The 12,350-nt window shown below is 69.8% G+C and carries 12 protein-coding genes; 10 read left to right on the top strand and 2 right to left on the bottom strand.

Annotation, left to right across the window (positions count from 1 at the left end):
• Positions 1-222 precede the first annotated feature (222 nt).
• The 4 genes from KUM44_RS10535 to KUM44_RS10520 all read left to right on the top strand — a co-directional run bounded on the left by KUM44_RS10535 (position 223) and on the right by KUM44_RS10520 (position 3,964).
• Complete coding sequence (locus KUM44_RS10535; RefSeq protein WP_217207543.1) at positions 223-1,761, top strand: ATP-dependent DNA ligase; 1,539 nt, start codon at positions 223-225, stop codon at positions 1,759-1,761.
• The gene (locus KUM44_RS10530; protein WP_217207542.1) at positions 1,758-2,231 is read left to right on the top strand and encodes an NUDIX domain-containing protein; all 474 of its coding nucleotides are present in this window, start codon (positions 1,758-1,760) and stop codon (positions 2,229-2,231) included. The genes KUM44_RS10535 and KUM44_RS10530 overlap by 4 nt, the downstream gene beginning before the upstream one ends.
• 76 nt (positions 2,232-2,307) lie before the next feature.
• Positions 2,308-3,702, top strand: a complete 1,395-nt coding sequence (locus KUM44_RS10525; RefSeq protein ID WP_217207541.1) for an NADP-dependent succinic semialdehyde dehydrogenase — start codon at positions 2,308-2,310, stop codon at positions 3,700-3,702.
• 25 nt (positions 3,703-3,727) lie between these two features.
• Entirely contained in the window at positions 3,728-3,964 is a 237-nt protein-coding gene (locus tag KUM44_RS10520; protein ID WP_217207540.1) for a DUF6213 family protein, read from the top strand.
• 114 nt (positions 3,965-4,078) lie between these two features.
• On the opposite strand, the gene KUM44_RS10515 is transcribed toward KUM44_RS10520, so the two are convergent.
• On the bottom strand, positions 4,079-5,311 hold the full coding sequence (locus KUM44_RS10515; protein ID WP_217207539.1) for an acyl-CoA dehydrogenase family protein: 1,233 nt from the start codon (positions 5,309-5,311) through the stop codon (positions 4,079-4,081).
• Positions 5,312-5,496: 185 nt separating this feature from the next.
• Between KUM44_RS10515 and KUM44_RS10510 the strand changes: the two genes are divergently transcribed.
• On the top strand, positions 5,497-6,141 hold the full coding sequence (locus KUM44_RS10510) for a TetR family transcriptional regulator (RefSeq protein ID WP_217207538.1): 645 nt from the start codon (positions 5,497-5,499) through the stop codon (positions 6,139-6,141).
• Positions 6,142-6,222: 81 nt separating this feature from the next.
• Here the strand turns inward: KUM44_RS10510 and def are convergent, their stop codons facing one another.
• Entirely contained in the window at positions 6,223-6,783 is a 561-nt protein-coding gene (gene def / locus KUM44_RS10505; protein WP_217207537.1) for a peptide deformylase, read from the bottom strand.
• Between the two features lie 112 nt (positions 6,784-6,895).
• On the opposite strand from def, the gene KUM44_RS10500 reads away from it, so the two are divergent.
• From KUM44_RS10500 to KUM44_RS10480, 5 genes are all read left to right on the top strand, one after another.
• Positions 6,896-8,134, top strand: a complete 1,239-nt coding sequence (locus KUM44_RS10500; protein WP_217207536.1) for a MurT ligase domain-containing protein — start codon at positions 6,896-6,898, stop codon at positions 8,132-8,134.
• 24 nt (positions 8,135-8,158) lie between these two features.
• Positions 8,159-8,887 carry a type 1 glutamine amidotransferase gene (locus KUM44_RS10495; RefSeq protein ID WP_217207535.1) on the top strand — a complete coding sequence of 243 codons (729 nt, stop codon included), beginning with the start codon at positions 8,159-8,161 and terminating at the stop codon, positions 8,885-8,887.
• Between the two features lie 189 nt (positions 8,888-9,076).
• The gene (locus KUM44_RS10490; protein WP_217207534.1) at positions 9,077-10,102 is read left to right on the top strand and encodes a 6-phosphofructokinase; all 1,026 of its coding nucleotides are present in this window, start codon (positions 9,077-9,079) and stop codon (positions 10,100-10,102) included.
• A gap of 200 nt (positions 10,103-10,302) precedes the next feature.
• Positions 10,303-11,253, top strand: a complete 951-nt coding sequence (locus KUM44_RS10485) for a cytochrome c oxidase assembly protein (RefSeq protein ID WP_217207533.1) — start codon at positions 10,303-10,305, stop codon at positions 11,251-11,253.
• Between the two features lie 67 nt (positions 11,254-11,320).
• Positions 11,321-12,350: PASTA domain-containing protein (locus KUM44_RS10480; RefSeq protein WP_217207532.1), on the top strand; the 1,030-nt coding region annotated here is incomplete at its 3' end.

The following is a 12,350-nucleotide window of genomic DNA, read 5'->3' as shown; positions in this document are numbered from 1 at the left end:
CTTCCTGCACACCTACAACCACCACCGCTGCCACACCGCACTCGGCGGCCACCCACCCATCACCCGCGTGAACAACCCTGCGGGTCAATACACCTAGGGGCGCGGGGCTGTATCGATATGCGGCTCCGCCGCGTGGGCGCGACCAGCCGCAACGCACCCGCAGACGAAACACGACCGATCCTCCGGCGTGTAAACCCGCGGAGCGCACCGCACCATGGCTGCATGCTCCTGACCCGACTGGCCCAGGTATCCCAGGAGGTCGCCGCGGCCTCGGCCCGCTCCCGGAAGATCGCTCTGCTGGCGGAACTCTTCCGGGACGCCGAGCCTGACGACGTGCCCATCGTCATCCCCTACCTGGCGGGACGCCTCCCGCAGGGGCGGCTCGGCATCGGCTGGAAGGTGCTGAGCCACCCGGTCGCCCCGGCCGCCGAGCCCACCCTCACCGTGGCCGAGGTGGATGCCCGGCTCACGGAGCTGGGCAAGGTGTCCGGCACCGGCTCGCAGACCGAACGGGCCCGTCTGGTGGGCGAGTTGATGGGTGCGGCCACAGACGACGAGCAGCGCTTCCTGTTCGGGCTGATCACGGGCGAGGTGCGGCAGGGGGCCCTGGACGCGGTGGCGGTGGAGGGCCTGGCCCAGGCGACCGAGGCGCCGCCCGCGGACGTACGCCGGGCGGTGATGCTCGCCGGGTCGCTCCAGACGGTGGCCGCGGCGCTGCTCGCCGAGGGCCCCGACTCCGTCGCCCGCTTCCGCCTCACCGTCGGCCGCCCGGTGCTGCCGATGCTGGCGCACAGCGCCTCCTCGGTGGCGGAGGCCGTCGAGAAGCTCGGCGTCTGCGCGGTCGAGGAGAAACTGGACGGCATCCGCGTCCAGCTGCACCGCGACGGCGACGCCGTACGGATCTACACCCGCACCCTGGACGACATCACCGACCGCCTGCCCGAACTCACCTCCACCGCCATGGAGTTGGGGGGCGAGCGCTTCATCCTGGACGGCGAGGTCATCGCCTTCGACGCCGCGGGCCGCCCCCGTTCCTTCCAGGAGACCGCCGGCCGTGTCGGTTCCCGGGTGGACGTGGCGACGGCGGCGAAGGACGTCCCCGTCTCCCCCGTCTTCTTCGACGCCCTGTCCGTCGACGGCCACGACCTGCTCGACCTGCCGTTCGCGGAACGGCATGCGGAGCTGGCCCGGCTGGTCCCCGAGCCGATGCGGGTGCGCCGCACCCTGGTGTCCGGCTCCGACGACCTCGCGAAGGCCGAGGACTTCCTCGCCGAGACCCTGAAGCGCGGCCATGAGGGTGTGGTCGTCAAGGCCCTCGACGCCCCCTACAGCGCGGGCCGCCGGGGCGCCTCCTGGCTGAAGGTCAAGCCCGTCCACACCCTCGACCTGGTGGTGCTGGCCGCCGAATGGGGTCACGGCCGCAGGACCGGCAAGCTCTCCAACCTCCATCTCGGGGCCCGTACGGCGGACGGCGGGTTCGCCATGCTCGGCAAGACGTTCAAGGGCATGACCGACGCACTGCTGACCTGGCAGACCGAGCGCCTCCAGGAACTTGCCGTGGAGACCAGGGGCTGGGGCGTGACCGTACGCCCCGAACTCGTCGTCGAGATCGCCTACGACGGCCTCCAGCGCTCCACCCGCTACCCGGCCGGCGTGACGCTCCGCTTCGCGCGCGTGGTCCGCTATCGCGAGGACAAGCGGCCGGAGGAGGCCGACACGGTCGAGACGCTGCTCGCCGCCCACCCCGAGGTGAAGCCGTGACGTCCGCCCGGGGAAAGCACAGCGCCGGTCTGCTCCTCTTCCGCCACACCGATGACGGCCTGGAAGTGTTGCTCGGCCACATGGGCGGGCCCTTCTTCGCCAAGAAGGACGCCGGGGCGTGGACGGTCCCGAAGGGCGAGTACGAGCCCGACGAACCCGCCTGGGAGGCGGCCCGCCGTGAGTTCCAGGAGGAGCTGGGGCTGGCGCCGCCCGACGGGGAGGCCGTACCGCTCGGCGAGGTCAGGCAGGCCGGGGGCAAGACCGTCACGGTGTGGGCGGTGGAGGCCGACCTCGACCCGGCGACGGCGGTGCCCGGAACATTCGTCATGGAGTGGCCGCCGCGGTCGGGACGGACCCAGGAGTTCCCGGAGCTGGACCGGGTGGAGTGGCTGGGCGTCGAGCGGGCGCGCGAGGTGATCGTCAAGGCCCAGGCCACGTTTCTCGACCGGCTGGCGGAGCACTCGGCCTGAGCGGCCGTACACGCGTTGCGGTAGCCACCGCCGCGCGGGAAGGTCGAAGCATCAGCCCGCTCCCAGGAGGTCGGTCATGCCCATCGCGACGGTGAACCCGGCGAACGGCGAGACGCTCAAGACGTACGAGGCCATGGGCGCCGAGGAGATCGAGCGCAGGCTCCAGCTCGCCGAGGCCACCTTCCGCACGTACCGGACGACCAGCTTCGTCGACCGGGCCCGTCTGCTGCTCCAGGCGGCGAGCCTTCTGGAAGAGGACCAGCAGGACGTCGCCCGGATGATGACGACCGAGATGGGCAAGCCCATCAAGCAGTCCCGGGCCGAGGTCGCCAAGTGCGCCAAGGCGATGCGCTGGTACGCCGACCGCGCCGAGGAACTGCTCGCCGACGAGGAGCCGCCCGACGCGGACGTGAAGGACTCGGGCGCGTCGCGGGTGCGGGTGCGCTATCGCCCGCTCGGGCCGATCCTCGCGGTGATGCCGTGGAACTTCCCGCTCTGGCAGGTGATCCGCTTCGCGGCGCCGGCGCTGATGGCCGGCAACGTCGGCCTTCTCAAGCACGCCTCGAACGTCCCCCGGACCGCCCTCTACCTGGAGGACCTGTTCCACCGCGCGGGCTATACCGAGGGCTGCTTCCAGACCCTGCTCATCGGCTCCGGACAGGTCGACGAGGTCCTGCGCGACGAACGCGTCAAGGCGGCCACCCTGACCGGCAGCGAGCCGGCCGGCCGTGCGGTCGCCTCCACGGCCGGGGAGATGATCAAGAAGACGGTGCTGGAGCTGGGCGGCAGCGACCCGTACGTCGTCATGCCGTCGGCCGACCTCGACCGGGCCGCGCAGGTCGCGGTGACCGCGCGCGTGCAGAACACGGGGCAGTCGTGCATCGCCGCGAAGCGGTTCATCGTGCACACGGACGTCTACGACGCCTTCGCCGAGCGGTTCGTCGCGGGCATGAAGGCGCTGACGGTCGGCGACCCGATGCTGGACGAGACGGACGTCGGCCCGCTCTCCAGCGAACAGGGCCGGACGGACCTGGAGGAACTGGTCGACGATGCCAAGAGGACCGGTGCGACCGTCCTGTGCGGCGGCCACGAGCTGCGCCGGCCCGAACTGCCCGGCTGGTACTACCCGCCCACCGTGCTCGCCGGCATCACCCGTGAGATGCGGATCCACCGCGAGGAGGCCTTCGGACCGGTCGCCACGCTGTACCGGGCGGGTGACCTGGACGAGGCGGTGCTCATCGCGAACGACTCACCGTTCGGACTGAGTTCGAACGTATGGACGCGGGACGAGGCGGAGGTCGACCGGTTCGTACGGGATCTGGAGGCCGGAAGTGTGTACGTCAACGGGATGACGGCGTCCCATCCGGCGTTCCCGTTTGGCGGAGTAAAGCGGTCCGGTTACGGGCGTGAGCTGTCCGGGCACGGAATCCGCGAGTTCTGCAACATCACTACGGTTTGGCAGGGCGCGTGAGCGCTGCGCGACTACGATCCCGTGTGTGAACCGCGAAGTTACTCTGCCGCTGATCGTCGACGACCGCGGAACCTTGCAGGTGGCTGCCTCCGATGTGAGCAAGCTGCTGCGTACCGTGGGTGCGCGGTGGCTGCACCTTGTCGAGGCCGGGGAGGACGGGCTCGACGAGGACACGGTGGCGGCGTTGACCATTGAGCTGGCGAAGCTTGCGGATCGGATCGACGTGGCGTGCATCGCGCATAGCAGCGGGGGTGCGCCGTAGGGGTCACGGTTGGATGCCGTCTGCGGGTTCGTTCGGGCTGGTCGCGCGGTTCCCCGCACCCCTTCAAGGGGCGCGGGGAACCGCGCGAGCAACGACCCGGCAACCCCCACCGCGCTACCGAATCGGCATCCCCGACAACGTACGCGCGATCACCAGCCGCTGGATCTCACTCGTCCCCTCGAAGATCGTGTAGATCGCGCTGTCCCGGTGCATCCGCTCCACGGGGTACTCCCGCGTGTAACCGTTGCCGCCGAGGATCTGTATCGCCTGGGCCGTGACCTTCTTCGCCGTCTCGCTCGCGAAGAGCTTCGACATCGACCCCTCGGCCGCCGTGAACGGCTTCCCGTTGATCGCCATCCAGGAAGCGCGCCACACCAGCAGCCGCGCGGCGTCGATCTGCGTCCGCATCTCGGCCAGCTGGAAGGCCACGCCCTGGTTGTCGATGATGGGCCGCCCGAACTGCTCACGCGTCATCGCGTAGTCGAGGGCGACCTCGTACGCGGCACGGGCCGTACCGACGGCCATCGCGCCGACCGCCGGCCGCGAGGCCTCGAACGTGGCCATCGCCGCGTTCTTCACGCGCTCGCCGCCGCCCACCGCCTTGGCTCGCTCACGCGCCCGCGCCAGCCGCTCGTCCAGCTTCTCCTTGCCGCCCAGCAGGCAGGAGCCGGGCACGCGCACGTTGTCCAGGATGACTTCGGCGGTGTGCGAGGCGCGAATGCCGTGCTTCTTGAACTTCTGGCCCTGGGCCAGGCCCGGCGTGTTCGGCGGGATGATGAAGGAGGCGTGGCCCTTGGAGCCGAGCTCGGGGTCGACGACCGCGACGACCACGTGGACGTTGGCTATACCGCCGTTGGTCGCCCAGGTCTTCGTGCCGTTGATCACCCACTCGTCCTTGGCCTCGTCGTACACCGCACGCGTACGCATCGACGCCACGTCCGACCCGGCGTCGGGCTCGGAGGAGCAGAAGGCGGCAAGCTTGACATCGCCCGCGTCGCCGTACATCTGGGGCACCCAGGTGCCGATCTGCTCCTCGGTGCCGTTGGCGAGGACGCCGACGGCGGCGAGGCCGGTACCGACGATGGAGAGCGCGATGCCCGCGTCACCCCAGAACAGCTCCTCCATGGCCATGGGTATGCCGAGGCCGGTGGAGTCGAAATACTGCTGGGCGTAGAAGTCGAGCGAGTAGATGCCGACCTTCGCGGCCTCCTGGATGACCGGCCAGGGAGTCTCCTCACGCTCGTCCCATTCGGCGGCCGCGGGGCGGATCACATCGGCCGCGAAGCCGTGCAGCCAGTCCCGGACCTCCTTCTGTTCGTCGTTGAGCTCCATGGTGAACTCGGCCATGTCCCCTCCAGCGGCGTACGTGCATGACTGCGTGCATGCTTGTTACTAGCGGTAACCCTAGTTTGTTACTCGCGGGTAGGTAAAGTCAACTCACGAGGCACGATCGGCAGCCCGTTCGATGGTTGTGGCAGGTTGGGTGTTAGTTTGCGCAGGCGTCATCGATTCACCACGGGTGGGGAGAGCTCATGGACACCACGCAGCGGACCGAGCAGCAGCGGTCCGCCGACCGCCGTCGGCGCGAGCTGCTGGAGGCCGCCGACAGGGTGGTGCTGCGCGAGGGCCCACAGGCCTCGATGAACGCCATCGCCGCGGAGGCGGGTATCACCAAGCCGATTCTGTACCGGCACTTCGGCGACAAGAGCGGACTTTACGCGGCGTTGGCCAAGCGGCACACGGATGCGCTGCTGGACTCGTTGCGGGCCGCGCTGGACGCTCCCGCGGACCGGCGCGAGCGGGTCGAGGCCACGTTGGACACGTATCTCGCGGCGATCGAGGCCCGGCCTCAGGTGTATCGGTTTCTGATGCATCCGACCGAGGGGAGTCAGACGGCGGACCAGGGGTTCGACGTCGGTAAGCACTCGATGCCGTTGCTCCGCAGGATGGGCGAGGAGTTGGCGACCGTCATCGAGGAGCGGCTGGATCTCGGGCCGGGGAGTCAGCAGCTGGCTCGGGTGTGGGGGCACGGGATAGTCGGGATGATGCACGCGGCCGGGGACTGGTGGCTGGGAGAACGACCGTGTTCTCGGGCGGAGTTGGTGCGGAGTTTGGCCGACCTGTTGTGGGGTCGGCTTGCGGCCGCGGGAGACAAGGTGGGAGGGCCGGGGTTCTGACGCTCGCTCGCCGGCTGCGGGTGCGTGGGGGCTGGTCGCGCACACGCGGCGGTAGCCGCACATCGATACAGCCCCGCGCCCCTAGGCCCAGGGCCGTCTCCCTCGCCTGCGCCAGGAGGCTCGGGTCACCTGTCGCATGAGACGACGATGCCGCCAGCCACTCACCCGGTCCGCGTACACCCTTCCCTCCAAGTGGTCGCACTCGTGCTGGAGGCAGCGTGCGAAGAAGCCCGTGCCATGGATCGTCACCGGCTCCCCGGTCATCGTGAAGCCCTCGACCACCGCGTGGTCGTACCGCTCCGTCCCGGCCTCCAGGCCCGGCAGGGACAAACAGCCCTCCGGGCCGCGGATCACCACGCCGTCCGTCTCCACCAACCGGGGGTTCACCACATGGCCGAGGTGCCGAACGTCCTCGTCGTCGGGGCAGTCGTACACGAATACCCGCAGCGACTCCCCCACCTGGTTCGCGGCGAGGCCCACCCCCTGCGCCGCGTACATCGTCGCGAACAAGTCCTCCACCAGCGTCGCCAGTTCGGGGCCGAAGTCGGTGACCCGCTCACAGGGTGCGTGCAGCACCGGGTCGCCGAGCAGGGTGAGGGGACGGACGCGCCCGTGCGCGCCCGGAATGGAGGCGTTTCGCATGGCCGCAAGGGTACGGCGATTCGGGAGTGCGAATGGATCTCGATAGGCTGACCACCACCACGTTGCCGTAGGGCTTCAGGCGCGGCGCGTACGCAAGGAGGATCGAGAACTGATGGCAGGCAACTCGGACCCGCTGACGCCGCGGGCCAAGCTCGCCGTGACCGCGGGCAAGGCGGTCGCGGCGGCATCTCGCGCCGCGGGGCGCGGCAGCGGTTCGGTGATCGGCGGCCGGGTGGCGCTCAAGCTCGACCCCGACCTTCTCGCCAGGCTCGCGCAGAACCTGGACGTGGTCCTCGTCTCCGCGACCAACGGCAAGACCACCACGACCCGGCTCATCGCGGAGGCGCTGCGGGCCGCCGGGCCGGTCGTGTCCAACGCGCTCGGCGCCAATATGCCGGCCGGTATCACCTCGGCCCTCGCGGGCAGCTCGGAGGCGCGGTACGGCGTCATCGAGGTCGACGAGAAGTACCTCGCCGGAGTCGCGCGGGACACCGACCCCAAGTGCATCGCGCTGCTCAACCTCTCCCGTGACCAGCTGGACCGCGCCGCCGAGACGCGGATGCTGGCCGAGAACTGGCGCGAGGGCCTCGCGGGTTCGAAGGCCGTGATCGTCGCCAACGCCGACGACCCGCTGGTCGTGTGGGCGGCGTCCTCGTCCCCGAACGTGATCTGGGTCGCCGCCGGGCAGATGTGGAAGGACGACGCCTGGTCCTGCCCGTCGTGCGGTGGTGTGATGCAGCGCCCGGGCGACGACTGGTTCTGCGGTGAGTGCGGTTTCCGGCGGCCCACGCCGAGCTGGGCGCTCTCCGGTGACCATGTCCTCGACCCGCACGGGTCCGCCTGGCCCATCCATCTCCAGCTGCCCGGGCGGGCCAACAAGGCAAACGCCGCGTCGTCGGCCGCCGTGGCCGCCGTGTTCGGGGTGCCGCCGCAGGTCGCCCTGGAACGGATGTACCAGGTGCAGGCCGTCGCCGGACGCTATGACGTCGTGCAGTTCGAGGGCCGGGATCTGCGGCTGCTGCTCGCCAAGAACCCGGCCGGCTGGCTGGAGACGTTCTCCCTGATCGACCCGCCGCCGACCCCGGTGATCCTCTCCGTGAACGCGCGCGGCGCCGACGGCACCGACACCTCCTGGCTGTGGGACGTCGACTACACGCGGCTGACCGGGCACCCGATCTGCGTCATCGGCGACCGCAAGCTCGACCTCGCGGTGCGTCTGGAGGTCGCGAACCAGCAGTTCCAGGTGTGCGAGAACCTCGACCAGGCGGTGCAGATGAGCCCGCCGGGCCGGATCGAGGTCATCGCCAACTACACCGCGTTCCAGGACCTGCGCCGCCGCGTCGGCAACTGAGCCAAGAGACTTCAGGGGACTTAAGTGAGCGACAACCAACTGCGGGTCGTCTGGATCTACCCGGACCTGCTCAGCACCTACGGCGACCAGGGCAACGTCCTCGTGGTGGAGCGCCGGGCCCGGCAGCGCGGCCTCGACGTGGCCCGCCTCGACGTGCGCAGCGACCAGCCGATCCCGACCTCCGGCGACATCTATCTGATCGGCGGTGGCGAGGACCGTCCGCAGCGCCTCGCCGCCGAGCGGCTGCGCCGGGACGGGGGGCTGCACCGGGCCGTCGAGAACGGCGCCATCGTGTTCTCGGTGTGTGCCGGCTACCAGATCCTCGGGCACGAGTTCATCAACGACCTCGGTCAGCGTGAGCCCGGTCTCGGGCTGATCGACGTGGTGTCCGTGCGGGGTGAGGGCGAGCGGTGTGTGGGGGACGTCCTCGGGGACATCGACCCGCGGCTCGGCCTGCCCCCGCTGACCGGCTTCGAGAACCACCAGGGCGTCACCCACCTCGGCCCCACCGCCCGCGCCTTCGCCCAGGTCCGCCTCGGCAACGGCAACGGAACCGGTGACGGCACGGAGGGGGCGTACAACGACACCGTCTTCGGTACGTACATGCACGGCCCGGTACTGGCCCGGAACCCGCTGATCGCGGACCATCTGCTGAAGCTGGCGCTCGACGTGAACGCGCTGCCGCCGACCGACGACCGCTGGTACGAGGCGCTGCGCAACGAGCGGATCGCGTCCGCGCAGCAGCCTGCCTGACTGCTCGTTCCACTGGATTCCAGCCTGCTGTCACCAGCCCGTCTGACGGCCCGTCCGCACAGGTGAGCGGGGTCGTCCAGCAGGCGGACGCACGGTTCGGCCCCGCCCCCTGATGCCGCTAGGGTGGCGGGGATTCGAGCCGGACAACGTGGTCCGGTCCCGGCCCACGTTGAGAAGGTATTGCGGGCTATGCGCATTGGTGTCCTCACGTCCGGCGGCGACTGCCCCGGCCTGAACGCCGTCATCCGGTCCGTCGTGCACCGCGCCGTCGTCGACCACGGCGACGAGGTCATCGGCTTCCGGGACGGCTGGAAGGGCCTCCTGGAGTGCGACTACCTCAAGCTCGACCTCGACGCGGTGGGTGGCATCCTCGCCCGCGGCGGCACGATCCTCGGTTCCTCCCGGGTCCAGCCCTCCCATCTGCGCGACGGAGTGGAGCGGGCGAAGGGCCATGTCGCCGAGCTCGGCCTCGACGCGATCATCCCGATCGGCGGCGAGGGCACGCTCAAGGCGGCCCGGCTCATGTCGGACAGCGGCCTGCCCGTCGTGGGTGTGCCGAAGACCATCGACAACGACATCGCGGTCACGGACGTCACCTTCGGATTCGACACGGCCGTGGGTGTGGCCACCGAGGCCCTGGACCGGCTCAAGACCACCGCCGAGTCCCACCAGCGGGTCCTGGTCGTCGAGGTCATGGGCCGGCACACCGGCTGGATCGCGCTGCACTCCGGCATGGCGGCCGGCGCGCACGCCGTCGTCGTACCGGAACGGCCCTTCGACATCGAGGAGTTGGCCCGTCGAGTCGGCGAGCGGTTCGACGCCGGCAAGCGCTTCGCGATCGTCGTGGCGGCCGAGGGCGCCAAGCCGCGGCCCGGCTCCATGGAGTTCGACGAGGGCGGCAAGGACATCTACGGCCACGAGCGCTTCGCCGGGATCGCCCGCCAGCTGTCGATCGAGCTGGAGCAGCGGCTCGGCAAGGAGGCACGGCCAGTCATCCTGGGCCATGTGCAGCGGGGCGGTACGCCGACCGCGTACGACCGGGTGCTGGCCACCCGGTTCGGGTGGCATGCGGTGGAGGCGGTGCACCGGGGCGAGTTCGGTCACATGACGGCGCTGCGGGGGACGGACATCGTGATGGTGCCGCTCGCGGAGGCCGTGGAGACGTTGAAGACGGTCCCGGCGGACCGGTACGAAGAGGCGGAGTGCGTGCTTTAGGGGACTCGCCGTAGGGCTTCTCATTCGTTGCCGGGCCCGGGCTGTTCGTGGCTGGTCGCGCCCACGCGGCGGAGCCGCATATGAATACGGCCCCGCGCCCCTGGGTTGGCTGCCCCACCCCCGGTCACAGATGTGGCCGGGGGTCGTTCTAGTCTGGGGCGGACAGACTTGCACAACCCCCACGAAACAGGAGCCGGCGCATGGATCACAGCGGGCACGGCATGACCATGGATCTGCCGCCGTTCACGCTGGGGCGGGGTCTTCAGTGGTCGGCCGACCCGTTCTTCCTCGTCGCCTGCCTGGTGGCGCTCGCGCTGTACGCGTGGGGGGTCGTGCGGCTGCGGCGGCGTGGGGACGCGTGGCCGGTGGGGCGGACGGTCTCGTACGTCGTCGGGGTGCTGACCGTGATGCTCGTCATGTGCACCGGGCTGAACGACTACGGCATGGTCATGTTCAGCGTGCACATGGTGCAGCACATGGTGATCAGCATGCTGTCGCCGATCCTGATCCTGCTCGGCGCCCCGATCACCCTGGCCCTGCGGGCGCTGCCGCCGGCGGGACGCGGGCGCAAGGGGCCGCGGGAACTGCTGCTGGCCCTGCTGCACAGCCGGTACATGCGGATCATCACGCATCCGGCGTTCACGATCCCGCTGTTCATCGCCAGCCTCTACGCGCTGTACTTCACGCCGCTGTTCGACTTCCTGATGGGCTCCAAGACGGGGCACATCGCGATGATGGTGCACTTCCTCGCCGTGGGTGTGGTGTTCTTCTGGCCGATCATCGGCGTGGACCCGGGCCCGCACCGGCCGGGGTATCTGATGCGTATGCTGGAGCTGTTCGCGGGGATGCCGTTCCACGCGTTCTTCGGGATCGCGTTGATGATGGCGTCGGAGCCGATGGTCGAGACGTTCAAGAACCCGCCCGGCTCGCTCGGCATCGAGGCGCTCTCCGACCAGAACGCGGCCGGCGGCATCGCCTGGGCGTTCAGTGAGATTCCGTCCGTGCTGGTGCTGATCGCCCTGCTGTTCCAGTGGTACCGCTCGGAGCAGCGACAGGCCCGCCGCACGGACCGGGCCGCCGACCGGGACGGCGACAAGGAACTCGAGGCGTACAACGCCTATTTGGCCTCATTGAACGCACGCGGAAACTGAGGAAACCGAGAGGCTTGGCCTTTCAGTAGCATGAAGCGCGTCGGGGGAACCGCCGGGGGGAGCGGTAATGGCGCTTCGTGTTTTCGTACGCAGGTTCGCCGTCCTGTTGGCCTTCGTACTCGCGCTGAGCGGGTGCGACCGGGACGCGCCTTTGTCCGTGGTGAAGGCGGTCGCCGCGGGAGTTCCTTCGCTTGCGCCCTTCTTCGACGAGAACCAGGGGCTCGGGCGGGATGACGCGCGGGTCACCACGGCCCGGGCCGCGCACGGTGGTCTTCAGCAGGGGGATACACCGGGCCTGTACGGGGGTTCCAAGGAGCCGACGATCTGCGATGTCGTACGACTGAAGGAGTTCCTCACCGATCCCGCCCATGAGCGCAAGGCGCAGGCGTGGGCAACCGCGCTCTCCCTTTCCACGGAGGAGATTCCGGGATATCTGGAACGCCTCACACCTGTTCTCCTGCGTCACGACACTCTCGTGCGGAATCACGACTACAAGAAGGGGGAGGCCGTCCCCTTCGACGCGTTGCTTCAATCGGGAATCGCGATTCTCGTCGACGATCAGGGTCTTCCCGCGGTGAAGTGCTCGTGCGGTAATCCGTTGCGGCCCTTCGAGGGTGACACGACCCGGATAAAGGTCGAGTTCGATGACCGCAATGAGGAGTGGAAGGGGTACGAGGAGTCGTCCTTGGTGGCCGTGCGGCCCGCGCCCCGGAAAACGGAGCGGCTCACCCTCGTCGACGTCCATGAACCGGACCGGGGTATCGCCCGTCCCGTGGGGACGGCCGGTGAGCACGACACCGCGTTCGACACGCGTGAGCGGCGTGCCGTGCCCGACCTCGCCGGGGCGACGTTCGGGCAGGCGAGCCGGCGGCTGGCCGACCAGGGGCTGGCCGTCGCCCTCGACGACGGAGGGCTGCCGCCGGACGACGCCCGGGTGACGGCCTCGCATCCGCCGGCCGGGACCGAGCTGCGGTTCGGGGAGTACGTGACGTTGAGCGTGGTCGGCGACAGCTCCGGTGGGACGGCGCCCACCCCCACCCCCACTCCCACTCCCACTCCCACTCCCACTCCCACTCCCACTCCCCCGGCCCCTGTCC

This window comes from Streptomyces sp. AC550_RSS872 (assembly GCF_019049285.1).
GTDB lineage: Bacteria > Actinomycetota > Actinomycetes > Streptomycetales > Streptomycetaceae > Streptomyces.
Note: the sequence above shows the minus strand (reverse complement) of the source record. Positions and strands in the feature narration are given on the sequence as shown.

Coding starts and splice junctions, on each gene's coding strand:
- KUM44_RS10535 (WP_217207543.1), top strand. CDS start 223: ATGCTCCTGACCCGACTGGCCCAGGTATCCCAGGAGGTCGCCGCGGCC.
- KUM44_RS10525 (WP_217207541.1), top strand. CDS start 2,308: ATGCCCATCGCGACGGTGAACCCGGCGAACGGCGAGACGCTCAAGACG.
- KUM44_RS10515 (WP_217207539.1), bottom strand. CDS start 5,311: ATGGCCGAGTTCACCATGGAGCTCAACGACGAACAGAAGGAGGTCCGG.
- KUM44_RS10510 (WP_217207538.1), top strand. CDS start 5,497: ATGGACACCACGCAGCGGACCGAGCAGCAGCGGTCCGCCGACCGCCGT.
- def (WP_217207537.1), bottom strand. CDS start 6,783: ATGCGAAACGCCTCCATTCCGGGCGCGCACGGGCGCGTCCGTCCCCTC.
- KUM44_RS10500 (WP_217207536.1), top strand. CDS start 6,896: ATGGCAGGCAACTCGGACCCGCTGACGCCGCGGGCCAAGCTCGCCGTG.
- KUM44_RS10490 (WP_217207534.1), top strand. CDS start 9,077: ATGCGCATTGGTGTCCTCACGTCCGGCGGCGACTGCCCCGGCCTGAAC.
- KUM44_RS10485 (WP_217207533.1), top strand. CDS start 10,303: ATGGATCACAGCGGGCACGGCATGACCATGGATCTGCCGCCGTTCACG.